This is a genomic window from Bradyrhizobium sp. SZCCHNR1017 (genome assembly GCF_032381375.1).
In the GTDB taxonomy this organism is placed as follows: Bacteria; Pseudomonadota; Alphaproteobacteria; order Rhizobiales; family Xanthobacteraceae; genus Bradyrhizobium.
The window spans coordinates 203775-229330 of record NZ_JAUHIR010000010.1 but is presented as its reverse complement, the minus strand read 5'-3'; the positions used below and the strand labels follow the sequence as shown (position 1 = coordinate 229330).

Genomic DNA, 25556 nt, shown 5'->3' with positions numbered 1-25556 from the left:
CACGCCGCCGACGCAGCCTCATGCGAGGGAGAACCATGGACCGGACCAGCGACACTGAACTTCAGGAGAGGATTCGCAGGCGCGCTCACCAGCTCTGGGAGCAGGCCGGCCGGCCTGACGGCCGCGAGGATGAGTTCTGGTATCAGGCCGAGCGTGAGATCGGCGAGATGAGCGAGCTTCACGACGAGGCGACGGCGCCGCCGCCGACGATCCTGCCGGGGTGAGTGCGAGCAGAAAAAAGGACGAACTGATGAGCAAGGAAACGCCGAAGGACGATCCGCGCCAGGAAAGCGACTGGGGCTCGATGAAGCAGACCGACAAGCCCTGGGCCGAGAAGCCCGAGAAGGAGCAGCGCTCGGAAGCGGCGAAGGACCTCGAGAAGTGGGGCGAGAGCAAAACGCATTGAGGTGGGCGGAGGTGGCCGCTCTCGCGCGATCGATGAACTCCGGCAGTGTTGAGGAAGGCCTCGTTCAACCCGGCCGTCGTTGCGAGCCGCAGCGCTGCCTCTCTCTGCCCTTCAAGGGAAGGAGGGAGGGGCCGGCCGCAGCCGGGACCATGGTCCGTATCGCCTCAGCAAGGATGAGATGAACAACGCCGAGATGAAGGCGTCTCTCCGTTGACGGGGACCCGTGCCGTCACGCGGTGTGACCCGGATCGACATCATCCGGCGTCTTCTTGTCGCGCTGCGGCGTCATCTTCGCCGGATCCTTCGCGCCCGGCACGCCGCGCGGGCCGAGCTGATCGCGCTGGATGTCGTCCTCCGAGCGGTCGGGCTCGCGTCCGTTGATGGGGAGGTCTTTTGCCATCGCCTGATCCTCTCGCTGTTCGCATCAGGGCAATGCGCGCGGTGTGCTCACGTTCCGAGCGATCCGCGCGCCGCGGCGGCAGGAACGCCGCCCCGGCGGACGACGGTCGCCGTCACCGGCGGCAAGCCGTTCATCTGAGGACCAGTGCACATCGTCTGCTGTCGCATTTGTCCGACATCCGACAAGTCCGTGCGTCGGCACGTCATACGCGTGCCGGTGCTACGCGGCGGACATCATCGCGCACGGCGCGGGCTCGGCCTGCACCGGCCACACCGCCGCAGCGGCCGTATCGCCCTGCCGCTCGTCGAGAATCCGCTTCACCGAGCGCGAGCAGAGGCCGCATTGGACCGTGCAGCCGAGGCAATCATACACTTGCGCCGGCGAGCCGAAGATGATGTCGGCCGCCGTGACGATGTCGCGAATGGCCGTGTCGCTGATGACGTTGCAGGAACAGATGATCATGGCTGTTGCTCGCTCCTGCAAACGATAAGCAACCGGGATGCCAAGGTCGGCGCGCACGGCGCGGGCTAGTCAGAATCGTTCGAAGCGACCTGATGCGCGGGCACGCTCGTGCTCGTCCCGATGCGGTTCGCGGCGTGCAGCCGTATTGCGGCCAACGTCGCCTGGGCGAGCGCCTGTCCCTGCGCATCGATCCCGGTCCACTGCGCATGACGGCCGCGTGGATCGACCTCGGCGAGCGCGATGCCGGCCGGCACGTCGCTGCCGTCGCGGACGATGCCGCGCAGGATGCCGTCATAGGGCGCCGTGACCGGTGCGCCGGAGAGATGGCCGATCACGAAGCCCTTGTAGATGCGCGTGCCGATCTCGATCGGGGTATGCCATCGGCCCTCATGCGGCGAATGCACCAGGCGCTCGACACCGACGAGCGCGCCGACGTCATCCGTTGCCACCGTCCAGCCCTCGCGCACGATCTGGCCGAGCCGGCCCGGCCGGGTCTCGATTGCGATATCGCAATTGGCTGATGGCGAGAAGCCCGGACCGATGCCGATCGAGAGCCGCGTCATGCCGCGCAAATTCGGGGTCACCGCGCGCCTCTGCATCCGCGCGTCGATCAGGACGTCGATGGTACGGACCGGCAGGAGATCGAGCAACCCGAGTGGAGTGACAAGGACGTGCCGGGGATTGCCGAGCGCCTTGAACACCTCCATCGTGCTCTCGATGCGCTCGCCCGTCACGTTCTCGATGCGGACCGTGTCGCCGAACAGGGCGTCGTGAAACGCCATCTTGCGGCGCATGACCGGCGGATTGGGATCATGCGACAGCACCACGCAGAAGCCCGCACGATGCAGATGCACGCCGATCGCCGACGCGACATCGTTGGTCCCGAGGACCACGGCGAAGCGCACTGCATTCGTCCCCATGTCCTGGTCCATACGGCGTTGGCGTCTCGTGGCTGTCGGTCGTGCGACTGACAAGCGGTCTTCCAGTTCGAATGATCAGATCCGTCGAGCAAGAGTTGGACCATCAGGCATCGTTCTGAAAACGATCGCTCTGTGAAGGTCCTGCAAAGGACGCTGCACAAAAGCCGACGCTGGATGTGTCCAGAACCCGCCAATCTGTCGCGAACCCGACAGGAAAAGCTGCTTTTCCCGCCGTTTTCGCTGGCCCGGAATCTGCACAACCGGTGCATGGCGATACCCCTGGTATTTCCGATCGTCGCGGAGCCTGCGCCCAGATCACGTCTGCGGCAAAGGCAGCAGCCGAAGCTTGGCAGCCGGCGTCCTGGTGGCGTTGCGGCGCAGGATCAGGACGGATGAGGTGAGCCTCGATCTCGACCAGGACGTCCGCGATCCCGCCATGGAGGCGGCTCAGACCATCACGGCCTGCCCGTTCCATCGAGACGTGGCGGCCGCCGAGCGGCCCGCGCGCGCCGAGCAGAAAACGCTCGTGCTGACCGGCGGCTCGCGCGGCATCGGTCATGCGACCGCAAAGCTGTTCTCCGACGCCGGCTGGCGCATCATTACCTGCTCGCGCCAGCCGTTCGACGGCGGCCGCTGTCCGTGGGACGCCGGTCCCGACAACCACGTCCAGGTCGATCTCAGCGATCGCAAGGCGATCCCGCGTGCGATTGCCGACATCAGGCAGCGGCTCGACGGCGCACCGCTGCATGCCTTGATCAACAATGCGGCGATCTCGCCGAAGGCCGAGGACGGTGGTCGGCTGGATTCGCTCGCGACCTCGGTCGAGACCTGGATGACCGTCTTTCACGTCAACTTTCTCGGACCGATCCTGCTCGCGCGCGGGCTGTTCGAGGAGCTCAAGCGCGGGCAGGGCGCGGTCGTCAACGTGACGTCGATCGTCGGCACCCGCGTCCATCCGTTCGCGGGCACCGCCTATGCGACCTCGAAGGCGGCGCTCGCCTGCCTGACCCGCGAGATGGCGCACGATTTCGCGCCGCACGGCATCCGCGTCAACGCCATCGCCCCAGGCGAGATCAAGACCGAGATGGTGTCGCCGGAGACCGAGGCGCGGTTCTCGCCGCTGATTCCGATGCGCCGGATCGGCGCGCCGGAAGAGGTCGCCAAGGTGCTGTTCTTCCTGTGCTCGGATGCGGCGAGCTACGTGACCGGCGAGGAGATTCAGATCAATGGGGGGCAGCACCTCTAGGTTGATCACCGCCGCGCGCGGCCGACACGCGGATGTGAACGCGTCATGCCGTGGCTGGCCGCCGAAGGAGACGCGCGGCGGACCGCAAGTGGAAAGTTGGTGTTCAGGTGTTGTCCGTTGCGATCCGGTCGCAAACAGGCCGGCGGATGCGCGGTTATCAGGTGTCGAGTAGACAACGCGAAATCGTCAGGCGCACCGTTTTCCCGCCCGCGCGGACGTGCAATGCACGCATCGCGACGGGTGCAAACTAATTTGTTAACATCATGAAAGCCTGCAGCTTTTCTGGCCTGTCCGTTGCACACTACTTCTGCGGCAATGCAGCAAAGTTAGGCACGACAATCATCTGCAGTTAAGGGAGGATGTTAGAACACCTACAATCACGGGCGGCTTCACCAAGGCGTTCGTGACGATCAGAGAAGCGACCATGGTCCAAACGGAAACACGTCAGGTCGAAGCTCAGGACGTCAGGTCCAACGCCGCGCCGATCCCGCTCAGCGAGATCGCGCTGACCGGAATTTTCGAAATCTCGAAAATCCTCGCCGCGCCGACGCGGCTGGAGATCACCCTCGCCAACGTCGTCAACCTGCTGCAGTCCTTCATGCAGATGCGCCACGGCGTGGTGTCGCTGCTCGCCGATGACGGCATTCCCGATCTCGCAGTCGGGGCCGGGTGGAGCGAAGGCAGCGATCAGCGCTATCGCGAACGTCTGCCGCAGAAGGCGATCGACCAGATCGTCGCCACCGCCGTGCCGCTGATCGCGGAGAACGTCGCCGATCATCCCGCCTTCAGCGCCGCCGACGCGGTCACGCTCGGCGCCTGCGCCGACACCCGCGTCTCCTTCCTCGGCGTTCCCATCCGCATCGACCAGCGCGTCGTCGGCACGCTGACGATCGACCGTGTCTGGGACGGCCGCGCCGTGTTCCGGCTCGATTCCGACGTCCGCTTCCTGACCATGGTCGCCAACCTGATCGGCCAGACCATCAAGCTTCATCGGGTCGTCGCGCGGGACCGCGAGCGGCTGATGGCGGAAAGCCACCGGCTGCAGAAGGAGCTGTCGGAGCTGAAGCCGGCGCCGAAGGATCGCAAGAAGGTGCTGGTCGACGGCATCGTCGGCGACAGCCCGGCGCTGCGCGCGTTGTTGGAAAAGATCAACGTCGTCGCCAAGTCGAATGCGCCGGTGCTGTTGCGCGGCGAATCCGGCACCGGCAAGGAGCTGGTGGCGAAGGCGATCCATGAACTGTCCAATCGCGCGAAGCGGCCGTTCATCAAGATCAACTGCGCCGCATTGCCGGAGACGGTGCTGGAGTCGGAGCTGTTCGGCCACGAGAAGGGCGCCTTCACAGGTGCGATCAACGCGCGCAAAGGCCGCTTCGAGCTGGCCGACAAGGGCACCTTGTTCCTCGACGAGATCGGCGAGATCTCGCCGGCGTTCCAGGCCAAGCTCTTGCGGGTGTTGCAGGAGCAGGAGTTCGAGCGCGTCGGCGGCAACCAGACCATCAAGGTCGATGTCCGCATCGTCACCGCCACCAACCGCAACCTCGAGGAGGCGGTGTCGCGCAACGAATTCCGCGCCGACCTCTACTACCGGATCAGCGTGGTGCCCATCAAACTTCCGCCGCTGCGCGAACGTCGCAGCGACATTCCGCAGCTGGCGCGCGAGTTCCTGCGCCGCTTCAATTGCGAGAACGAGCGCGATCTGACGTTCGACGTCAGCGCGATCGAGGTGCTGATGCATTGCGGCTTCCCCGGCAACGTGCGCGAGCTGGAGAACTGCGTGCAACGGACCGCGACCATGGCGACGGGCTCGGCGATCGGCATGGAGGACTTCGCCTGCAGTCGCAACGAGTGCATGTCGGCGATCCTGTGGAAGGGCAACACGGTGACCCCGCCGCCGCCGCGCGGCCAGCCGATGGTGCCGCTGCCGATCCTGCCGCGGACCTCGGCGCCGGTCGAGGCTCCCGTCGAGTTGCCGGCGATCGATGCCGATGACGGCGAGTATTCCGATAGTTCGGAGGGCGGCGTCGTGCCGGAGCGCGATCGCATCGTGCAGGCGATGGAGCGGTCCGGCTGGGTCCAGGCCAAGGCCGCCCGCCTGCTCGGCCTCACGCCGCGTCAGATCGGTTACGCGCTGAAGAAGCACAACATCGAGGTCAAGCGGTTCTGAGCGGCGGCGGCTTGATGGGATCGAAGGGCGCGCAGTAGCGCGCCCTTCTTCGTTTGGACTTTGACGCTCCGGCGTTGCCCCGATCTTCTCCGTCATTCCGGGGCGACGCGCGAAGCGCGACGAGCCCGGAATCCATTTGGCCGCGTGCTCTGCCGTACGATGGATTCCGGGTTCGTGCTTCGCACGCCCCGGAATGACGGAGGAGCTACCCGGGTCACGGCCGGCGTTCGCGCGCAAGGTGATATCGGACAATTGCGCAGTGAGACCTCGCCTCCGACGACACGCTGCTCCCGCCCTGTCGCACTTGCGACATGCTGTCGGGAGAGCGACAGCTCGCCGCGACCTGCGACGTTTAGAATCCTCCTTAGAAATCAACCAAATGCGCTCTGGCACGGCGCTTGAAAGATATCGCGCGAATGACATCGCTCGATGTCGCACGGATCGCGGGGAGCTGCACATGGCCTACAAGATCATCGCCTCACAATGCACGGTCTGCGGGGCCTGCGAGTTCGAGTGCCCGAATGCGGCCATTCGGCTCAAGAACGACATGTACATCATCGATCCGAAGAAGTGCACGGAGTGCGAGGGCCACTTCGATGCGCCGCAATGCGCCGCCGTCTGTCCGGTGCCGGACACCTGCGTCCCCGCTTGACGCGGGCCGCGGCGGAAACATTGCAAGCGGAGTGAGAGATGGCAGCGGTTCAGGAGACCATTGATCGGGTCAAGGGCATCGACGTCGATCAATATCGCTACGGGTTCGAGACCGTCATCGAATCCGAGAAGGCTCCGAAGGGGCTGTCGGAAGACACCATCCGCTTCATCTCGGCCAAGAAGAACGAGCCGGCCTGGATGCTGGAATGGCGGCTGGAGGCGTATCGCCGCTGGCTGACCATGACGGAGCCGAGCTGGGCGCGGGTCGGATACCCGAAGATCGACTATCAGGATCTCTATTACTACGCGGCGCCGAAGCCGAAGAAGAAGGTGGCCTCGCTCGACGAGATCGACCCGGAGATCCTCAAGACCTACGAGAAGCTCGGCATTCCCCTGCGCGAGGTCGAGATCCTCGAAGGCGTCGAGCGCCCGGCTGGAGGCGCGGAAGCCGACGCCGATGGCGAGGCGGCCACGCCGCGCAGCAAGATCGCGGTCGATGCCGTGTTCGATTCGGTCTCGGTGGCGACGACCTTCAAGGAGGAGCTGAAGAAGGCCGGCGTGATCTTCATGCCAATCTCCGAGGCGCTGCGCGAGCATCCGGACCTGGTGCAGAAATATCTCGGAACGGTCGTGCCGACGACCGACAATTATTTCGCGACGCTCAACTCGGCGGTGTTCTCCGACGGTTCGTTCGTCTACATCCCGCCGGGCGTGCGCTGCCCGATGGAGCTGTCCACGTATTTCCGCATCAACGAGCGCAACACCGGCCAGTTCGAGCGCACGCTGATCATCGCCGACAAGGGCGCCTACGTCTCCTATCTCGAGGGCTGCACGGCACCCCAGCGCGACGAGAACCAGCTGCATGCCGCCGTGGTCGAGCTGGTCGCGCTGGATGATGCCGAGATCAAGTACTCGACGGTGCAGAACTGGTACCCTGGCAATTCGGAGGGCGTCGGCGGCATCTACAATTTCGTCACCAAGCGCGGCGACTGCCGTGGCACGAATTCCAAGATCTCCTGGACCCAGGTCGAGACGGGATCGGCGATCACGTGGAAATATCCGAGCTGCATCCTGCGCGGCGACAATTCCAGCGGCGAGTTCTACTCGATCGCGATCTCCAACGGCTTCCAGCAGGTCGACAGCGGCACCAAGATGATCCATCTCGGCAAGAACACGTCGAGCCGGATCATCTCCAAGGGCATCGCCGCCGGAAAGTCGCAGAACACCTATCGCGGCCTCGTCAGCGCTCATCGCAAGGCCTCTGGCGCCCGCAATTTCACCGCCTGCGATTCGCTGCTGATCGGCGACAAATGCGGCGCGCACACCGTACCCTACATCGAGGCCAAGAACTCGTCGGCGGTGTTCGAGCACGAGGCGACGACGTCCAAGATCTCCGAGGACGTGCTGTTCTACTGCATCCAGCGCGGTCTGTCGCAGGAAGAGGCGGTTGGGCTCGTCGTCAACGGCTTCGTCAAGGACGTGCTGCAGCAGCTGCCGATGGAGTTCGCGGTCGAGGCGCAGAAGCTGATCTCGATCAGCCTCGAAGGTTCGGTTGGATGACGGCGTCGCGCGGCGACAACATCAGGAGGAGTGTTCGATGACGGCCTTGCTCGAAATCAAGGGGCTCCATGCCGAGATCTCCGGGGGGCGCAAGATCATCCAGGGCCTGGACCTGACCGTGAACAAGGGCGAGATCCACGCCATCATGGGGCCGAACGGTGCCGGCAAGTCGACGCTGTCCTACGTGCTCGCCGGCAAGCCCGGCTACGAGGTCACCGCCGGTGAGGTCTATCTCAATGGCGAGGACCTCTTGGCAATGGAGGCCGATGAGCGCGCCGCCAAGGGCGTGTTCCTGGCGTTCCAATATCCGCTGGAGATCCCGGGTGTCGCGACCTTGACGTTCCTGCGGGCCGCCTTCAACGCCCAGCGCAAGGCGCGCGGCGAAGAGGAGCTGTCGTCGCCGGATCTTATCAAGCGCGTGCGCGAGATCGCCAAGACGCTCAACATTGACGCCGACATGCTGAAGCGGCCGCTCAATGTCGGCTTCTCCGGCGGCGAGAAGAAGCGCAACGAGACCCTGCAGATGGCGCTGCTGCAGCCCTCGCTCTGCGTGCTCGACGAGACTGACTCCGGTCTCGACATCGACGCGCTGAAGGTCGTCGCCAGCGGCGTCAATGCGCTGCGCTCGGCCGAGCGGGGCATGATCGTCATCACCCACTATCAGCGGCTGCTCGACTACATCGTGCCCGACATCGTTCACGTCTTCGCGGCGGGCCGCATCGTCCGCACCGGGACCGCGGACCTCGCGCGCGAGCTCGAGGCGACCGGTTACGCCCAGTATCAGAGCGAAGCGGCGTAGGGCGGAGCACGAGCATGGGCGTCGCGATCCGCAAGACCAAGGCCGAGCTCGGGCTGGCCGATCTGTACCAGGGCGCCCGCCGTTATCTGCCGGGCGGCGAGGAGATCACGGCGGTGCGCGCCGCCGCTTTTGACCGCTTCAACGCGGTCGGCCTGCCGCATCGGCGCGTCGAGGCCTGGCGCTACACCGATCTGCGCACGCAGATGAAGGAGGCCAAGCGGCTGGCCTCGCTGCCCGATGATGCCGCCAAGACCAAGGCGCGCGAGGCGAGCGACCCGTTCGCGGGCACCGGCTTCCGCAAGCTGATGATCGTTGACGGTGCCTTCGTGCCCGAGCTGTCCGACCTCGCCGATCTCGAGCCCGGCCTCACCATCCAGCCGATGGCCGACGCGCTCGCGGCCGACAAGCCGCTGCTGTCGCAGCGGCTCGGTCCGGTCGTGCCGGACGACGATCCGGCGCTGGCGCTCAACACCGCGCTGGCTGCCAATGGCGTCGTGATCCTGGTGGCGCCGGGCACGGCGCTGAGCCGGCCAATCCACGTCGCGTTCGTCACGACGAACTGGGTCGCAACCTCGATGTACACGCGGTCGCTGGTCAATATCGGAACTGGGGCCAGCGCCACCATCGTCGAGTCGCATCAGGGGCCCGACGGCAGCGAATATCAGGTCAACACCGCGATGCAGCTCGTCGTCGGCGACGAGGCGCGGATCGACCATATCAAGGTGACCCGGGAGGGCAACAGCGCGCTGCACGTCTCCTCGCTGCTCGCGAATATCGGCGCGCGAGCGACCTTCAATCAGCTCGGCTTCGTCGCCGGCGGCAGCCTGGTGCGCAACCAGCTGTTCGTGCACATCGCGGGCGAGGGCACCGTAGCCGACATCCGCGGCGGATCGCTGCTGTCCGGCGCCCAGCATGCCGACACGACCTTGGCGATCGAGCATGCCGCCGAGAACTGCCAGAGCCGCGAGACCTTCAAGGCTGTCGTCGGCGACACCGCGCGCGCAGTGTTCCAGGGCAAGATCACGGTCAGCCCCGGCGCGCAGAAGACCGACGCCAAGATGATGTCACGGGCGCTGCTGTTGTCCGACGAGGCCGAAGCCGACAGCAAGCCGGAGCTCGAAATCTTCGCCGACGATGTGCAATGCGGCCACGGCACCACGACCGGCGCGATCGATGACGAGCTGCTGTTCTATCTGATGGCGCGCGGCATTCCGCCGAAGGAAGCCAAGGCGCTGCTGATCCAGGCCTTCGTCGGCGAGATCATCGAGGGCGCCGCCAATGAGAGCGTGCGGGCGGCGCTAACGGAGGCGATGCTGGGCTGGCTCGGACAACGGGAGTAGGTGATGCATGCAGCGGTGCAGGGAAGCGGCTACGACGTTGGCCGCATCCGCGCGGATTTCCCGATCCTCGGCATGCAGGTGCACGGCAAGCCGCTGGTTTATCTCGACAACGCCGCGTCAGCGCAGAAGCCGCAGGCGGTGCTCGACCGGATGAACCAAGTTTATACGTCCGAGTACGCCAACGTGCATCGGGGGCTGCATTATCTCGCGAACGCCGCGACCGAGGCCTATGAGGGCGCCCGCGCCAAGGTGGCGGCGTTCCTCAATGCCGAAAGTCCGGAGCAGATCATTTTCACGCGCGGCGCCACCGAGGCGGTCAATCTGGTGGCGCAGACCTTCGGCCGCGAGCGGATCGGGCCGGGCGACGAGATCGTGCTGTCGATCATGGAGCACCACGCCAACATCATTCCCTGGCATTTCCTCCGGGAGCGGCAGGGCGCGGTGATCAAATGGGCTCCCGTCGACGGCGACGGCAACTTCCTGCTCGACGAGTTCGAGAAGCTGCTGACGCCGCGCACCAGGATGGTGGCGATGACGCAGATGTCGAACGTGCTCGGCACCGTCGTCCCGGTCAAGGAGGTCATCCGCATCGCGCATGCGCGCGGCATTCCCGTGCTGGTCGACGGTTCGCAGGCGGCCGTGCACATGGAGGTCGATGTCCGCGATCTCGACGCGGATTTCTACTGCATCACCGGCCACAAGATCTATGGCCCCACCGGTATCGGCGCGCTCTACGGCAAGCGCGAGCTGCTGGCAGCGATGCCGCCGTTCAACGGCGGCGGCGAGATGATCCGCGAGGTCTCGCGGGACTGGGTCACCTATGGCGATCCGCCGCACCGCTTCGAGGCGGGCACGCCGCCGATCGTGGAGGCCGCCGGGCTGGGCGCCGCGATCGACTACGTTGCCTCGATCGGCAAGCAGCGCATCGCGGCGCATGAGCATGATCTCGTCGCCTACGCCACCGAGCAGCTGCGCGAAATCAACTCGCTGCGCATCATCGGCAACGCCGCCGACAAGGGCGCGATCGTCTCGTTCGAGATGCAGGGCGCCCACGCCCACGACTTCGCCACGGTCATCGACCGCTCCGGCGTCGCGGTCCGCGCCGGCACCCATTGCGCCATGCCGCTGCTGGAGCGTTTTGGCGTCACCGCAACCTGCCGCGCGTCGTTCGCGATGTACAACACGCGCGAAGAGGTGGATGTGCTGGTACGTGCGCTGAAGAAGGCACAGGAGTTTTTCTCTTAAGAGCACTCGCTCCGTCCTGGCAGAGTTCCTACTGACTCGCATCTGGCGAGTTGGAATCGAGCATTCGCCAAGCTGGCGGTGCGCTCCCTCGCCCCGCTTGCGGGGAGAGGGTTGGGGTGAGGGGGACTCTCCACACGCACCAGACTCGCGGAGAGTCCCCCTCACCCGGATTGCATCTTCGATGCAATCCGGCCTCTCCCCGCACGCGGGGAGAGGCGAAGACTGAATGTGCCGCGCTATAGCGGCTTCATCAAAGCAACAAATCAAAACCTACGCCGCCGCAGCCATCGCCGCCTGCGCATCGGCCTTGATGCGGCTGACCATCGAGCGGAAGCCGTTGGAGCGCTGGGGCGTGAGATGCTCGCGCAGGCCCAGCTTCTCGAACAGGGCGATCGGATCGGCGGCGAGAACGTCCGGCGCGGTGCGGCCGGAGACCATCGCCAGGAGGATCGCGACCAGGCCACGCACGATGTGCGCGTCGCTGTCGCCGACGAAATGCAGCACCGGCGTTGCGGCGTCGTGCCGCACGGCGGTGGCGAGCCAGACCTGGCTGGTGCAGCCTTGCACCTTGTTGCCATCATTGCGGTCGATGTCAGGCAGCGGCGGCAGGCCGCGGCCGAGCTCGATCACGTAGCGGTAGCGGTCGTCCCAGTCGTCGAGCAGCGCGAAATTCTCGACGATGTCCTCGATGTCCGGTATCCCCGGCGTCGCAGTCTGGGTCATCCTCAACATCATCCTCTCCTCGTCATCGGCCGATCTCCGTAGATGCGGGGCCAGCTATGCCGTCATGTCAGGCTCGCTGCCGCGCCGCGCCAGCACGGAATCGACCGCGTGCGTGACCCCGTCGAAGGTGATTGGCTTGGCGATGATGGCTTCCGCGCCCTGCCGCAGGCCGGCCAGCGCGAGCGGCGACCGGGGCGATCCCGCGACCACGATGATGCCGGCCTGATGCATCTTCCGGGCGAGCATGCCGACCGTCTCGGCGCCGTCGTCCTCCAGGATGCTCATCCCGATGAGGACGGCGTCGGGCGAGGTCCGTGCCGCCTTGGTCAAAGCGTCGGCGGTCTCCGCGAAGGTGAAGGTCTCGTGACGCTCACTGAGAATGTAGCCGAGCGCCGAGCGGATCACCTGATCGGCTTCAATGACAAAGACGCGCGCCTTGCTCGCCATCAAAAGTACTCCTGCTGGCCCGTTCGAAAGCGGGTTTGATCTGCATCAAGCAAACTCCGTACCGCCGCTCCTGACCGGCCCCACGCGAGCGCTCCGCGGTGTTCTCTACGGAAGCGCCGCTCGGAGCCGCGGCGGCATGTGTCGTTTCGGACAGCACGGCGCGGGAGCGTCGGGTGAAATCCCCCGATGTCGGATTTGCAACAAGTCCATCCTAGCGCCGAGCTTGGCCGCATCTCTTTCAAAACATGGCCTTTTTAACGATTCCAAAGCTCTGGCACAGCCGTTGCAAAACTGGGCTCAGGCAATGGTTGAGGGCTGAGTGCACGCCGACGCTTCGGACGAGCGATGCTCTCCTTCCCAATAACCCGTCTGCCGGTTCTGGAGAGAGGACGCGGTCTCGCGATGCAAGGCGCATGCGGGACATTGGCAATCGGTTGATGGAGAGCAGAATGTCATCACTTCGACAAATCGCATTCTACGGCAAGGGCGGCATCGGCAAATCGACGACGTCGCAGAACACGCTCGCGGCGCTCGCCGAGATGGGTCATCGGATCCTGATCGTCGGCTGCGACCCCAAGGCGGATTCGACCCGCCTGATCCTGCACGCCAAGGCGCAGGACACGATCCTGAGCCTGGCCGCTGCCGCGGGCAGCGTCGAGGACCTCGAGATCGAGGAGGTCATGAAGGTCGGCTATCGCGACATCCGCTGCGTCGAGTCCGGCGGTCCGGAGCCGGGCGTCGGCTGCGCCGGCCGCGGCGTCATCACCTCGATCAACTTCCTGGAGGAGAACGGCGCCTACGAGGACATCGACTACGTGTCCTACGACGTGCTCGGCGACGTCGTGTGCGGCGGCTTCGCGATGCCGATCCGCGAGAACAAGGCGCAGGAGATCTACATCGTGATGTCCGGCGAGATGATGGCGATGTATGCCGCCAACAACATCTCCAAGGGCATCCTGAAATATGCGAATTCCGGCGGCGTGCGCCTGGGCGGCCTGGTCTGCAACGAGCGTCAGACCGACAAGGAGCTGGAGCTGGCGGAGGCTCTCGCCAAGAAGCTCGGCACCCAGCTGATCTACTTCGTGCCGCGCGACAACATCGTGCAGCACGCCGAGCTGCGCCGCATGACCGTGCTGGAATATGCGCCGGATTCGGTCCAGGCCGGGCACTACCGCTCGCTGGCGCAGAAGATCCACAACAACGGCGGCAAGGGCATCATCCCGACCCCGATCACGATGGACGAGCTCGAGGACATGCTGATGGAGCACGGCATCATGAAGGCCGTCGACGAAACCCAGATCGGAAAGACTGCCGCCGAACTCGCCGCAACGGCGTAACCGCCACCGGTGCTCCGGCCCTTCATCTCCAAGGGCCGGATCACCTCCGCAACCGATCATCGAGGAAAGCCAGATGAGCGTCACCGAGAAACAAAGCGTCGCCGAGATCAAGGCGCGCAACAAGGAACTGATCGCCGAGGTCCTGAAGGTCTATCCGGAAAAGACCGCCAAACGCCGCGCTAAGCATCTCAACGTGCATGAGAACGGCAAGTCGGATTGCGGCGTCAAGTCGAACATCAAGTCGATCCCCGGCGTCATGACCATCCGCGGTTGCGCCTACGCCGGCTCGAAGGGCGTGGTGTGGGGCCCAATCAAGGACATGATCCACATCAGCCATGGCCCGGTCGGCTGCGGCCAGTACTCCTGGGCGGCGCGCCGCAACTACTACATCGGGACGACCGGCATCGACACCTTCGTGACGATGCAGTTCACCTCCGACTTCCAGGAGAAGGACATCGTCTTCGGCGGTGACAAGAAGCTCGCCAAGATCATGGACGAGATCCAGGAGCTGTTCCCGCTGAACAACGGCATCACCGTGCAGTCGGAATGCCCGATCGGCCTGATCGGCGACGACATCGAGGCCGTCTCCAAGGTCAAGTCGAAGGAGTACGACGGCAAGACCATCGTCCCCGTGCGTTGCGAAGGCTTCCGCGGCGTCTCCCAGTCCTTGGGTCACCATATCGCCAACGACGCGATCCGGGACTGGGTGTTCGACAAGCTCCCGGCCGATGCCGCGCCGCGCTTCGAGCCGTCGGCCTACGACGTCGCGATCATCGGCGACTACAACATCGGCGGCGACGCCTGGTCGTCCCGCATCCTGCTCGAGGAGATGGGCCTGCGCGTGATCGCCCAGTGGTCGGGCGACGGCTCGCTGGCAGAGCTCGAGGCGACGCCGAAGGCGAAGCTCAACGTGCTGCATTGCTACCGCTCGATGAACTACATCTCGCGCCACATGGAAGAGAAGTACGGTATTCCGTGGTGCGAATACAACTTCTTCGGACCGAGCAAGATCGCCGAATCGCTGCGCAAGATCGCCAGCTATTTCGACGACAAGATCAAGGAAGGTGCCGAGCGGGTCATCGCCAAGTACCAGCCCCTGATGGACGCCGTGATCGCCAAGTACCGGCCGCGCCTCGAAGGCAAGACCGTGATGCTGTTCGTCGGCGGTCTGCGTCCGCGCCACGTGATCGGCGCCTACGAGGATCTCGGCATGGAGGTCGTCGGAACCGGCTATGAGTTCGGCCACAACGACGACTATCAGCGCACCGCCCAGCACTACGTCAAGGATGGCACGCTGATCTACGACGACGTCACCGGCTACGAGTTCGAGAAGTTCGTCGAGAAGGTCCAGCCGGACCTGGTCGGCTCGGGCATCAAGGAAAAGTACGTGTTCCAGAAGATGGGCGTGCCGTTCCGCCAGATGCATTCCTGGGACTACTCGGGTCCCTACCATGGCTATGACGGGTTCGCGATCTTCGCCCGCGACATGGACATGGCCATCAACTCGCCGGTCTGGAAGATGGCCAAGGCGCCCTGGAAGCAGGCGCCCAAGCCGTTGCTTCAGGCGGCCGAGTAAGCACCACCACCCACGGCCTGGCTCTCCTTCGGCGGAGAGCCAGTGCTCCCTGATCGACACAGGAACATAGAGAGGGTTATCCCATGACGCAGAGTGCCGAACATGTGCTCGATCACTTCGAGCTTTTCCGTGGTCCCGAATACCAGCAGATGCTGGCGAACAAGAAGAAGATGTTCGAGAATCCGCGCGATCCCGCCGAGGTCGAGCGCATCCGCGAATGGGCCAAGACACCCGAATATCGCGAGAAGAATTTCGCCCGCGAGGCGCTGACCGTCAACCCGGCGAAGGCCTGCCAGCCGCTCGGCGCCGTGTTCGTTGCCGTCGGCTTCGAAAAGACGCTGCCGTTCGTGCACGGCTCGCAGGGCTGCGTTGCCTATTATCGCAGCCATCTGTCGCGCCACTTCAAGGAACCGAGCTCCTGCGTGTCGTCGTCGATGACCGAGGACGCAGCCGTCTTCGGCGGCCTCAACAACATGATCGACGGCCTTGCCAACGCCTACAACATGTACAAGCCGTCGATGATCGCGGTCTCCACCACCTGCATGGCGGAAGTCATCGGCGACGACCTCAACGCCTTCATCAAGACCTCCAAGGAGAAGGGCTCGGTTCCCGCCGAGTTCGATGTGCCTTTCGCCCATACGCCTGCCTTCGTCGGCAGCCATGTCACCGGCTACGACAATGCAATGAAGGGCATTCTCGAGCACTTCTGGGACGGCAAGGCCGGCACCGCGCCGAAGCTGGAGCGCGTTCCCAACGAGAAGATCAACTTCATCGGCGGTTTCGATGGCTACACCGTCGGCAACATCAAGGAAGTGAAGCACATCTTCGAGGCGATGGGGATCGAGTACACGATCCTCGGCGACAATTCGAACGTGTTCGACACGCCGACCGACGGCGAGTTCCGTATGTATGATGGCGGCACCACGCTGGAAGACGCGGCCAACGCGATTCACGCCAAGGCGACGATCTCGATGCAGCACTTCTGCACCGAGAAGACCCTGCCGTTCATCAAGAACCACGGCCAGGAGGTCGTCTCCTTCAACCATCCGGTCGGCGTAACCGGCACCGACGCCTTCGTGATGGCGCTGTCACGCATCACCGGCAAGGAGATTCCGGAGCAGCTCGCGCTCGAGCGTGGCCGCCTGGTCGACGCAATCGCCGATTCCAGCGCCCACATCCACGGCAAGAAGTTCGCGATCTACGGCGATCCGGATCTCTGCCTCGGCCTCGCCGCGTTCCTGCTCGAGCTCGGCGCCGAGCCGACCCATGTGCTCGCCACCAACGGCAACAAGGATTGGGCCGAGAAGGTGCAGGCGGTGTTCGACTCGTCGCCGTTCGGAAAGAACTGCCACGTGTATCCCGGCAAGGACCTGTGGCACATGCGCTCGCTGCTGTTCACCGAGCCGGTCGATTTCCTGATCGGCAACACCTACGGCAAGTATCTGGAGCGCGACACCGGCACGCCGCTGATCCGCATCGGCTTTCCGATCTTCGATCGTCACCACAAGCACCGCTATCCGGTGTGGGGCTATCAAGGCGGCCTGAACGTGCTTGTCACGATCCTCGACAAGATCTTCGACGAGATCGACCGCAACACCAACGTGCCCGCCAAGTCGGACTACAGCTTCGACATCATCCGCTAGGACACGGCGCGCGGCGGTCCCTCAAGGGCCGCCGCGTCTCGATCTGGACGACGAGGCTCATGGGGAAGGCACTGAAAGCCTGAGCCTCCTCGGCCAAAAGACGCGCAGAAGGTCCGCCAACAGGAGAAGCCGATGAGCTCGCTGTCTGCCACGATCCAGAACGTCTTCAACGAGCCGGGTTGCGGCAAGAACGCCAACAAGTCCGAGGCCGAGCGCAAGAAGGGCTGCACCAAGCAGCTGCAGCCGGGCGGTGCGGCGGGCGGGTGCGCGTTCGATGGCGCCAAGGTCGCCTTGCAGCCGCTGACCGACGTCGCGCACCTCGTGCACGGACCGATCGCCTGCGAGGGGAATTCCTGGGACAACCGCGGCGCGGCCTCGTCTGGCTCGCAGATCTGGCGCACCGGTTTCACGACCGACATCAACGAGACCGACGTCGTGTTCGGTGGCGAGAAGCGGCTGTACAAGGCGATCAAGGAAATCATCGAGAAGTACGATCCGCCGGCGGTCTTCGTCTACCAGACCTGCGTGCCCGCCATGACCGGCGACGACATCAATGCCGTCTGCAAGGCGGCCTCGGCCAAATTTGGCAAGCCCTGTATCCCCGTCAACTCGCCCGGCTTCGTCGGCCCGAAGAATCTCGGCAACAAGCTCGCCGGCGAGGCGCTGCTCGACCACGTCATCGGCACCGTCGAGCCGGAGGTCACAACGCCCTACGACCTCAACATCATCGGCGAATACAATCTCTCCGGCGAGCTCTGGCAGGTGAAGCCGCTGTTCGACGAACTCGGCATCCGCATCTCCGCCTGCATCTCCGGCGACGGCCGCTACAAGGACGTCGCCTCGTCGCACCGCGCCCGCGCCGCGATGATGGTGTGCTCCAAGGCGATGATCAACGTCGCCCGCAAGATGGAGGAACGCTACGGCATTCCGTTCTTCGAGGGATCGTTCTACGGCATCCAAGACTCCTCGGACTCGCTGCGCGAGATCGCGCGCCTCCTGGTCGAGCGCGGCGCGCCGGCCGATCTGCTGGACCGCACCGAGGCGGTGATCGCGCGCGAGGAGGCCAAGGCCTGGGCGGCGATCGAGCCGTTCAAGAAGCGGCTCACCGGCAAGAAGGTGCTGCTGATCACCGGCGGCGTGAAGTCGTGGTCAGTCGTAGCGGCGCTGCAGGAGGCCGGCATGGAGCTGGTCGGCACCTCCGTCAAGAAGTCCACCAAGGAGGACAAGGAGCGCATCAAGGAGCTGATGGGCCAGGACGCGCACATGATCGACGATATGGCGCCGCGCGAAATGTACAAGATGCTCAAGGACGCCAAGGCCGACATCATGCTCTCGGGCGGCAAGTCGCAATTCGTGGCGCTGAAGGCGGCGATGCCCTGGCTCGACATCAACCAGGAGCGCTCCCACGCCTTTATGGGCTATATCGGGATGGTGAAGCTGGTCGCGGAGATCGACAAGGCGATCTACAACCCGATGTGGGAGCAGCTGCGCAAGCGGGCGCCCTGGGAGCAGGCCGACAGCAACTGGCAGGCCAGGGCGATTGCCCAGGTCAATGCAGAAGCGGCGGCGCTGGCGGCCGATCCGGTCGCCGCGGAAGCCGCGCGACGCGCCAAGAAGATCTGCCACTGCAAGTCGGTCGATCTCGGCACCATCGAGGACGCGATCAAGGCCCATGGCCTCGCCGATGTCGCCGGCGTTCGCGAGCACACCAACGCCTCGGGCGGCTGCGGCGCCTGCGCCGGCCGGGTCGAGGACATCCTGGCGACGTTCAAGGCGCCGGCCGAGCTGCTGCAGGCGGCGGAGTAGGGCGGCGCTCATGGCCAAGGTCACCATTGGAAAGAAGGCCTGCGCGGTCAATCCGCTCAAGATGAGCCAGCCGATCGGCGGCTCGTTCGCCTTCCTCGGCCTGCGCGGCGCGATGCCGCTGCTACACGGCTCGCAGGGCTGCACCTCGTTCGGCCTGACCTTGTTCGTGCGCCACTTCAAGGAAGCGGTGCCGATGCAGACGACGGCAATGAGCGAGGTCGCCACCGTGCTCGGCGGCTATGAGAATGTCGAGCAGGCGATCCTCAACATCCATAAGAAGCAGAAGCCGGAGATCATCGGCATCTGCTCGACCGGCGTCACCGAGACCAAGGGCGACGACGTCGACGGCTACATCAGGTTGATCCGCGAGAAGCATCCAGAGCTCGCGAATTATCCGCTGGTCTACGTCTCGACGCCGGACTTCAAGGACGCGTTCCAGGACGGTTGGGACAAGACGGTCGCCAAGATGGTCGAGGTGCTCGTCGACAAGCCGACCTCGACCCGCCGCGATCCGGCGCGGGTCAACGTGCTGCCGGGCTGCCATCTGACGCCAGGCGATATCGAGGAGCTGCGCACCATCATCGAGGATTTCGGTCTGGAGCCATCGTTCCTGCCGGATATCGGCGGCTCGCTCGACGGCCACATCCCCGACGAGTTCACGCCGACAACGAACGGCGGCATCGGCCTGGAAGAGATTGCGACCATGGGCAGCGCGTCCTGGACGATCGCGATCGGGGCGCAAATGAAGCGAGCGGCGGAAGCGATGCAGGCCAGGACCGGCGTGCCGTATCGGCTGTTCGAGCGGCTCTGCGGGCTGCTGCCGAACGACGAGTTCATGACGTTCCTCAGCGAGATCTCGGGACGCCCGGTGCCGGCGAAATATCGCCGGCAGCGCGGCCAGCTCGCAGACGCGATGCTGGATGCGCATTTCCACATTGGCGGCCGCAAGCTCGCTGTTGGCGCCGAGCCGGATCTGTTGTTCGACGTCGCGAGCATGCTGCACGACATGGGCGCGCATGTGTCGGTGGCGGTCACCACGACGCAGTCGCCGGTGCTCGAGCGGATGCCCTGCGATGAAGTGCTGATCGGCGATCTCGAGGATCTCGAAAACCTGGCAAAGGAGCGCGACTGCGGCTTGATGCTCACGCATTCGCACGGCCGCCAGGCCGCCGCCCGCCTCAAGATCCCGTTCTACCGGATCGGCTTTCCGATGTTCGACCGGCTCGGGGCAGGGCATCTCCTGACGGTCGGCTATCGCGGCACGCGCGATCTGATCTTTGCGCTCGCCAATCTGATCATCGCCGATCGCGAGGACAACCATCAGCCGACGCCCGACACCTGGCTCGATCCCTGGAAGGACCTCGAACAGGCATCGATCGACACCGCCGTCGTGGCGCCACTGCATTGACGTTTCAGGAGAAAGGACCGACGACATGAAAGTCGCATTCGCTACCCAGGATCTGAAGCGCGTCGACGCCCATTTCGGCTGGGCCAAGAACATCGCGATCTACGATCTCGATCCCGAGGGCTACCGCTTCATCGAGAAGGTCGAGTTCGACGGCGATCTCAAGGAGGATGGCAACGAGGACAAGCTGGCGCCGAAGATCGAGGCGATCAAGGATTGCGCGATCCTCTATGTCGCCGCGATCGGCGGCTCCGGCGCAGCGCGCGTCGTCGCCAACAACATCCATCCGATGAAGGTCACCCAGCCCGAGGAGATCACCGATCTGCTCGGCAAGCTGCAGGCGGTGCTCAAGGGCACGCCGCCGCCCTGGCTGCGCAAGGCGCTGGCCAAGGGCCAGGAACGCGCGCTCGATTTCGAGGAATGAGGAAACAAACATGTCCGATACCGCGGTAGCCGTCGAAACCGTCCCCGCCGAACAGCGTCCCTTCGTCAAGGAGCTGATCAAGGTGTGGCGCGCCCAGGACACCCATGGCGCATGGGAGGGCAAGAAGGACATCGACCTGCTCGAGCCCTACATCCTGGACAAGGAGAAGCGGCGGGCGCTGCCGATCATCGGCGATCCCGATCCGGAGACGATCTGGCGGCTGGAGCTGTTCTTCAATGCGGTCGCACTGTCGATCGAGAAGGCCACCGGCGTCATGATCTCGCCGATGCTGAAGATGAGTCACGAGGGCTTCGGCCGCATGGTGCTGATCGGCGGCCGGCTGATCGTGGTCAACAAGCAGCTGCGCGACGTGCACCGCTTCGGCTTCGACAATCTCGGCAAGCTGGCCGACGAGGGCGACAAGTTCGTCAACGCCGGCGTCGAGATGATCGAGAAGTTCAAGGACGTCGCGAATTACTAACGGCGAGGTGAAGAGATGAGCGACCTGGATACCCTGAAGGCCGAGATCAAGAAGCTGTCGGCACGCGCCATGGATGCCAAGATGAACCTGCACGATCTGTCGGAGGAGCTGCCCATCAACTGGGACCAGATCCTGCCGACGGCGCAGAAGGCGCATGACGCGTTCGCCGAGCTGGAGAAGAAGCGGGCAGAGCTGAAGAAGCTCGAGGCCGCGTAGGCTTACATAGGACCCGTCATCATGTCCAATTCAACCCGCGACGGCCGCGACTGGCGGCCGGACTATCTGGTCGCCATCGACGCCGGAAAGTGCATCGGCTGCGGCCGCTGCTACAAGGTGTGCGGTCGCGAGGTGATGACCCTCAAGGGCATCAACGACGAGGGCGAGTTCGTCGAGCTCGACGACGACGAGGATGACGAGGTCGAGAAGAAGATCATGGTCATGCACGACACCGGCGCCTGCATCGGCTGCGGCGCCTGCGCCCGGGTCTGCCCGACCAACTGCCAGACCCATTCGGCGGCGGCCTGAGATTGTCGAGCGTGCTGCCATGATGCGGATGGAGGCGAAATTCACGATCGGCCAGGTGACCCGGCACCGCGTCTACGATCTGCGCGGCGTCGTGTTCGACGTCGACCTGTCGTTCTCCGAGGAAGAGGGCTGGCGCGCCATCAGCATGGACGCCAGGCTCGACAAGGAGCAGCCGTTCTACTATCTGCTTGCCGAATGTGGCGAGAGCAGCTACATCGCGTATGTGCCTGAGCAGAACCTGGTGGCGGACGCTTCCGGGGAGCCGGTGAAGCATCCCGATATCGGCGAACTGTTCGATGTCGACGACGCCGGCAGCTACCGCTACCGCGGGCGGGTTTTCCATTAGGCGGCGGAGTATCCAGCCACGGTCGTCATTGCGAGGAGCCGCAGGCGACGAAGCAATCCAGAGTTCCTTGTGCCGCCCTGGATCGCGTCGCTGCGTTCGCGATGACGGAGACTTGTGTTGGCCGCGATCTATCCGCTCGTCATTCCGGGGCGCGCGAAGCGCGAGCCCGGAATCCATAACCACGAACGGGCATTGTCTTCTAAGAAGAGCGCCACAGGCATCTCGCGCCTCACAACCGCCTGTGGCTACGGATTCCCTGCTCGCGCTTCGCGCGCCCCGGAATGACGGTCGAGAGATGAGGGCCAGGCCGAAAGCGGGGACTTTTACTCGATCCCCTGTTCCCTGGCCTTCCACATCGCCGCGATCCGGAAGCGCTCGTTGATCGCGGCGGGGTTGGCGAGGATCTCGGCCTGGGCGGCGGCGAACGCGCTTTCGACGATCGCTGCCTCGTCCTTGGTCAAAGTGATGCGGCCGGCCATGTGAGTCGCGTCGGGCGCGGCCTCCCAGATCTTGCGCCGGTTCGGATGCAGCTTGACCTCGACCAGCTCGAACGCCTCGAGCTCGCCTTCGAGGCAGATGGCGAGGCCAATCACCTCGACCTTGCGGCCGTCCTGCGTGGTCTTGACCAGAGTCTTTGCCATGCTCGTGCTCCCGTCGTTGAAATCACGCCGCGACCGGCGTGTCGTCGAGCTGGCTCCATTCCGCCCAAGCGCCGTCGTAGACGGCGGCGTTCGGAACGCCGAGCCGGTAGAGCGCCAACGCCAGCATGCAGGAGGTGATGCCCGAGGCGCAGGTGGTAACGATCGGCTTGTTCAGATTGACGCCCGCGGCCGTAAAGCGTGCGGTGAGCGCGTCGGGCGCCAGCAGCACGCCGGAGTCCGGATCGACCAGATCGGCCCAGGGCAGGTTGATGGCACCTGGAATGTGGCCCTGGCGCTTGAAGGTGAACACGTCTGCCTGCGAGCCGTCGAACTTGCCGGGCCCGCGCGCATCAATGAGTTGGCCGCCGGCCTGCAGCAGGCTACGCACGTCGGCCGAGGTCGCGACCAGGCCGGGCTGGAAGCTGGCTGTGAAGCTCGCGGGTTCCGGGCGCACCGGCGTCATCTCCGCAGGCCGCTTCTCCTTGGTCCATTTGCCGAAGCCGCCGTCGAGCAGGGCGACGTTGTCGTGCCCGAATACGCGGAACATCCACCACACGCGGCCCGCGGCCGAGCCGCCATAATGACGGTCGTAGACGACGACGCGATCGGCATTGCTGATGCCGAGCAGCCCGACCTTGTGGGCGAAATCGCCCGCTGACGGCAGCATGTGCGGCAGCGGGTTCGACTTGTCGGCGACCTGGTCGATATCGAAATGCACTGAGCCCGGCAGGTGCCGGCCGCGGTATTGCGTACGGCCGTCCAGGTTGGTGCTCGGATGGTGCCAGGTGCAGTCGAGGATCTTGGTGGCGGGATCGGAAAGATGTTGTGCCAGCCAGTCGGAGCTGACCAGGGTGCTCGAGGGATCCGTGCTCATGCATGCGCTCGCGATTTGAAGAGCCAACAGGATGACTGACGCGCTTGCGGGCGTCAGAGCGTTTTCGGCATCGGATAGCCCGGGCGCGGATGGGTGTCGTAATATTCGGGACGCTCCGGCCAGCCGCCTTCGGCGACGATCTTGAAGGTCGCGACCGTGACCGGCGCGCCGGGCGAGCACGACACTTCGGTGAACTTGATTTCGCGCTCGCCTGGGCCGGCGGAGAAATCGGCGACGGTAGTGCCGTCCGCCTTGCGCGCCCGCGCAAAGCCGGGCGTGCCGACGGTGGCCGCCGGCACGGACGTCGCGACGAAGTTCGGCTGCTCGAGGCCATCGACCGCGGCGCCGAAGGCGGGCGAGCCGAACGTGAAGGTCGCGAGCACGCCGCTGCGGTCGACCGGCTTGTCCGCTGTGATCGGACGCGCCACCGAGTAAACCGTCAGCGTGCCGCCCTCCAATGCCGCCTTGATGTCGTCGAGCGAGCTCTCGACGAATTCCAGTGCCACGTTCATGTCGATCTCCTTACAAAGAGGCGCCTTTGCAGGAGAAATTTTCAAGTTCTGTGCCAGTCTATCGCAGCAGCAAAGAAGGCGAGCCGGACAGGCGGAGTTGCGCGAATCTTGCAACGCGGCCCGCAAGCGAGCCGACCGCCGCTCCTGCTGCGCCGAAGCGGCCGTGTCGGAGATGCGCCAGACATCGATGAGGCCCGACATGACGACCGACGTCGCCTACGCCATCTGCAGCTTCAACGACATTCCGAGCCGCCGCGCCATGGGCTTCCAGCTCATGATCGTCGCGGAGGACGGCAGCCACCGCCCGTGGCCGATCTTCGTGATCCGCTGGGGCAAGCAGGTGTTCGGCTATCTGAACATGTGTCCGCACGACAAGGTCAATCTCGACTGGGAGCGCAATCAGTTCTTGGACGGCAACGGCCTTCGCATCCTTTGCGGCAAGCACGGCTCGCTGTTCGAGATCGGTACGGGGCTCTGCGTCGATGGCCCGTGCAGGGGCGAGAGCCTGACGCCGGTCGCGCTGAGCGTGCTGGATGGCGACATCTGCGTGACCGGCGTGACCCTGGTCGAGGATGACGAGGAAGAGGGTGAGACCGGCCTGCAGTGTGAGGAAGGCTGAGGCGGCGATCGCGGTGAAGTCCCGACGGAAACTGCCGGGACTTCATCCTGAATTTGAAGAAACGGACGGTCTCAGACTGGCCGGTTCTCGTTGCGGTTCTTGACCGGCTCCATCCTGGCCAGTGCATCCGCGTAGGGCACGAGATCGTAGTTCTCGCTGAAGTCCTTCGCGGCGTCGAGCACGTAATCGAGCTTGCCGGCGGTATCGAGCTTCTTGATGTCGTTCTTGTCGATCGACAGCAGCTCCAGCATCTCCTTCCAGACCGTGGATTCGTCGCAAGGCAGCACGTAGAAGGTGATGTCGTCGATCTTGATGCGGTACTTCGCCAGCAGATCGATGTTGTTGCAGAACATGAAGTACTTGCCGTCCGGCGTCAGCAGGCCCTTGAGCACCTCGGCCGCGGTCTCGAGATAGGCCAGCGAGTGGATGTAGCCGGCGAGCACCGGGATCGTCGATGCGCCGTCCTGCGCGATCGTCAGCACCTGCTCGATCGAGAAGTCCGGCGGACGCTTCTCGTCCGCAACCTGGGTCTGGAACTTCAGCGCGATATCGCCGCGGAAGCCGAACCGTCCCGGCTTGGTGGTCGGCGCCTTGAGAACGGCGTTCAGCAGCCGCCCTTCCTTGTCGAGCTGCGCGAGCGCGGTGGTCTCGATCGCAACCGTCTTCTCCAATGTCGTCATCAGCAATCCCCTCGCATGTCCTTGTCAGCCGTTCGCCGCACGGCGCGGTCGAAAGGGACGTGATGCAAATTGTCTGCCGGTGTGTGTTGCGGCTTGATTTGCTTGGTTCTTTTGCCACTCGCGCCAATCGATTGTCGGGTTTGCGCCCCGACATCGCGCCGACGCCCGCGCGACACGGCGTGAACAGCGCCTGTCGGAAAGCCGACACGCGTCGGAAACGCCACAGTGACGACATGAAAAGCTGAGGTCTTTCAGGCGATTGCTGCATGGCATGAGACTTGCCAATTCCGTTCACAACAGCCGAATAGGAAAGGCGAGACGATG

At 64.6% G+C, this 25556-nt stretch carries 29 protein-coding genes; 20 read left to right on the top strand and 9 right to left on the bottom strand.

Going from position 1 to position 25556, the window contains the following annotated elements; genetic code table 11:
* The first annotated feature begins 35 nt into the window (after positions 1–35).
* Entirely contained in the window at positions 36–224 is a 189-nt protein-coding gene (locus QW863_RS24385) for a DUF2934 domain-containing protein (protein WP_315713177.1), read from the top strand.
* Positions 225–250: 26 nt separating this feature from the next.
* Positions 251–406 (top strand): hypothetical protein, encoded by a 156-nt coding sequence (locus QW863_RS24380; RefSeq protein ID WP_008961662.1) that lies wholly within the window; start codon positions 251–253, stop codon positions 404–406.
* Between the two features lie 229 nt (positions 407–635).
* Here QW863_RS24380 and QW863_RS24375 read toward each other — a convergent pair whose 3' ends face one another.
* The 3 genes from QW863_RS24375 to QW863_RS24365 all read right to left on the bottom strand — a co-directional run bounded on the left by QW863_RS24375 (position 636) and on the right by QW863_RS24365 (position 2188).
* Entirely contained in the window at positions 636–806 is a 171-nt protein-coding gene (locus QW863_RS24375) for a hypothetical protein (RefSeq protein WP_315713176.1), read from the bottom strand.
* Positions 807–1025: 219 nt separating this feature from the next.
* Positions 1026–1268 carry a bacterioferritin-associated ferredoxin gene (locus QW863_RS24370; protein WP_315768886.1) on the bottom strand — a complete coding sequence of 81 codons (243 nt, stop codon included), beginning with the start codon at positions 1266–1268 and terminating at the stop codon, positions 1026–1028.
* Positions 1269–1333: 65 nt separating this feature from the next.
* Positions 1334–2188, bottom strand: a complete 855-nt coding sequence (locus QW863_RS24365) for a xanthine dehydrogenase (protein WP_315768884.1) — start codon at positions 2186–2188, stop codon at positions 1334–1336.
* A gap of 397 nt (positions 2189–2585) precedes the next feature.
* Here QW863_RS24365 and QW863_RS24360 point away from each other — a divergent pair, with 397 nt between their 5' ends.
* From QW863_RS24360 to QW863_RS24330, 7 genes are all read left to right on the top strand, one after another.
* Positions 2586–3434 carry an SDR family oxidoreductase gene (locus QW863_RS24360; RefSeq protein WP_315713641.1) on the top strand — a complete coding sequence of 283 codons (849 nt, stop codon included), beginning with the start codon at positions 2586–2588 and terminating at the stop codon, positions 3432–3434.
* A gap of 424 nt (positions 3435–3858) precedes the next feature.
* Positions 3859–5598 carry a nif-specific transcriptional activator NifA gene (nifA, locus tag QW863_RS24355; protein WP_315768882.1) on the top strand — a complete coding sequence of 580 codons (1740 nt, stop codon included), beginning with the start codon at positions 3859–3861 and terminating at the stop codon, positions 5596–5598.
* Between the two features lie 457 nt (positions 5599–6055).
* Positions 6056–6250 (top strand): 4Fe-4S dicluster domain-containing protein, encoded by a 195-nt coding sequence (locus QW863_RS24350; protein WP_008961670.1) that lies wholly within the window; start codon positions 6056–6058, stop codon positions 6248–6250.
* Positions 6251–6288: 38 nt separating this feature from the next.
* Entirely contained in the window at positions 6289–7809 is a 1521-nt protein-coding gene (gene sufB / locus QW863_RS24345; protein WP_315768880.1) for a Fe-S cluster assembly protein SufB, read from the top strand.
* Positions 7810–7846: 37 nt separating this feature from the next.
* On the top strand, positions 7847–8608 hold the full coding sequence (sufC, locus tag QW863_RS24340) for a Fe-S cluster assembly ATPase SufC (RefSeq protein WP_315768878.1): 762 nt from the start codon (positions 7847–7849) through the stop codon (positions 8606–8608).
* A gap of 14 nt (positions 8609–8622) precedes the next feature.
* The gene (sufD, locus tag QW863_RS24335) at positions 8623–9948 is read left to right on the top strand and encodes a Fe-S cluster assembly protein SufD (protein WP_315768876.1); all 1326 of its coding nucleotides are present in this window, start codon (positions 8623–8625) and stop codon (positions 9946–9948) included.
* 3 nt (positions 9949–9951) lie between these two features.
* Positions 9952–11193: a cysteine desulfurase gene (locus QW863_RS24330; protein WP_315768874.1), complete on the top strand. Its 1242-nt coding sequence runs from the start codon at positions 9952–9954 to the stop codon at positions 11191–11193.
* Between the two features lie 270 nt (positions 11194–11463).
* Here the strand turns inward: QW863_RS24330 and QW863_RS24325 are convergent, their stop codons facing one another.
* Entirely contained in the window at positions 11464–11925 is a 462-nt protein-coding gene (locus tag QW863_RS24325; RefSeq protein WP_315768872.1) for a SufE family protein, read from the bottom strand.
* 45 nt (positions 11926–11970) lie between these two features.
* The gene (locus QW863_RS24320) at positions 11971–12363 is read right to left on the bottom strand and encodes a response regulator (RefSeq protein ID WP_315752834.1); all 393 of its coding nucleotides are present in this window, start codon (positions 12361–12363) and stop codon (positions 11971–11973) included.
* A 449-nt stretch (positions 12364–12812) separates the two neighbouring features.
* Here QW863_RS24320 and nifH point away from each other — a divergent pair, with 449 nt between their 5' ends.
* The 10 genes from nifH (at position 12813) to hspQ (ending at position 21906) form a co-directional block, all read left to right on the top strand.
* The gene (gene nifH, locus QW863_RS24315; protein ID WP_315713086.1) at positions 12813–13700 is read left to right on the top strand and encodes a nitrogenase iron protein; all 888 of its coding nucleotides are present in this window, start codon (positions 12813–12815) and stop codon (positions 13698–13700) included.
* Positions 13701–13773: 73 nt separating this feature from the next.
* Positions 13774–15276, top strand: coding sequence for a nitrogenase molybdenum-iron protein alpha chain (gene nifD / locus QW863_RS24310; protein WP_315713160.1), 1503 nt, complete (start codon positions 13774–13776; stop codon positions 15274–15276).
* A gap of 83 nt (positions 15277–15359) precedes the next feature.
* Entirely contained in the window at positions 15360–16919 is a 1560-nt protein-coding gene (gene nifK / locus QW863_RS24305; RefSeq protein WP_315768870.1) for a nitrogenase molybdenum-iron protein subunit beta, read from the top strand.
* Between the two features lie 132 nt (positions 16920–17051).
* Positions 17052–18725 carry a nitrogenase iron-molybdenum cofactor biosynthesis protein NifE gene (nifE, locus tag QW863_RS24300; protein ID WP_315768868.1) on the top strand — a complete coding sequence of 558 codons (1674 nt, stop codon included), beginning with the start codon at positions 17052–17054 and terminating at the stop codon, positions 18723–18725.
* Between the two features lie 10 nt (positions 18726–18735).
* Positions 18736–20133 (top strand): nitrogenase iron-molybdenum cofactor biosynthesis protein NifN, encoded by a 1398-nt coding sequence (gene nifN / locus QW863_RS24295; protein WP_315768866.1) that lies wholly within the window; start codon positions 18736–18738, stop codon positions 20131–20133.
* Between the two features lie 25 nt (positions 20134–20158).
* A complete protein-coding gene (gene nifX, locus QW863_RS24290) occupies positions 20159–20554 on the top strand; it encodes a nitrogen fixation protein NifX (RefSeq protein ID WP_315713153.1) in 396 nt (131 codons plus the stop codon).
* A 10-nt stretch (positions 20555–20564) separates the two neighbouring features.
* Entirely contained in the window at positions 20565–21035 is a 471-nt protein-coding gene (locus QW863_RS24285; RefSeq protein WP_315740955.1) for a NifX-associated nitrogen fixation protein, read from the top strand.
* A 15-nt stretch (positions 21036–21050) separates the two neighbouring features.
* Positions 21051–21251 (top strand): CCE_0567 family metalloprotein, encoded by a 201-nt coding sequence (locus QW863_RS24280; RefSeq protein WP_315768864.1) that lies wholly within the window; start codon positions 21051–21053, stop codon positions 21249–21251.
* Positions 21252–21272: 21 nt separating this feature from the next.
* Positions 21273–21560 carry a ferredoxin III, nif-specific gene (fdxB, locus tag QW863_RS24275; RefSeq protein WP_315768862.1) on the top strand — a complete coding sequence of 96 codons (288 nt, stop codon included), beginning with the start codon at positions 21273–21275 and terminating at the stop codon, positions 21558–21560.
* 19 nt (positions 21561–21579) lie between these two features.
* Positions 21580–21906: a heat shock protein HspQ gene (hspQ, locus tag QW863_RS24270; RefSeq protein ID WP_315768860.1), complete on the top strand. Its 327-nt coding sequence runs from the start codon at positions 21580–21582 to the stop codon at positions 21904–21906.
* Positions 21907–22229: 323 nt separating this feature from the next.
* Here hspQ and QW863_RS24265 read toward each other — a convergent pair whose 3' ends face one another.
* From QW863_RS24265 to QW863_RS24255, 3 genes are read right to left on the bottom strand one after another with little or no spacing between them, the layout of a single operon-like run.
* Entirely contained in the window at positions 22230–22547 is a 318-nt protein-coding gene (locus QW863_RS24265) for a hypothetical protein (protein WP_315713146.1), read from the bottom strand.
* A 22-nt stretch (positions 22548–22569) separates the two neighbouring features.
* Positions 22570–23421, bottom strand: a complete 852-nt coding sequence (locus QW863_RS24260; protein WP_315768858.1) for a sulfurtransferase — start codon at positions 23419–23421, stop codon at positions 22570–22572.
* Between the two features lie 53 nt (positions 23422–23474).
* Positions 23475–23933 (bottom strand): hypothetical protein, encoded by a 459-nt coding sequence (locus QW863_RS24255; RefSeq protein WP_315768856.1) that lies wholly within the window; start codon positions 23931–23933, stop codon positions 23475–23477.
* A gap of 199 nt (positions 23934–24132) precedes the next feature.
* Here QW863_RS24255 and QW863_RS24250 point away from each other — a divergent pair, with 199 nt between their 5' ends.
* Positions 24133–24552, top strand: a complete 420-nt coding sequence (locus tag QW863_RS24250) for a Rieske (2Fe-2S) protein (protein WP_315752842.1) — start codon at positions 24133–24135, stop codon at positions 24550–24552.
* Between the two features lie 71 nt (positions 24553–24623).
* Here the strand turns inward: QW863_RS24250 and QW863_RS24245 are convergent, their stop codons facing one another.
* Positions 24624–25232, bottom strand: coding sequence for a hypothetical protein (locus QW863_RS24245; protein ID WP_315768854.1), 609 nt, complete (start codon positions 25230–25232; stop codon positions 24624–24626).
* Between the last annotated feature and the right edge of the window lie 324 nt (positions 25233–25556).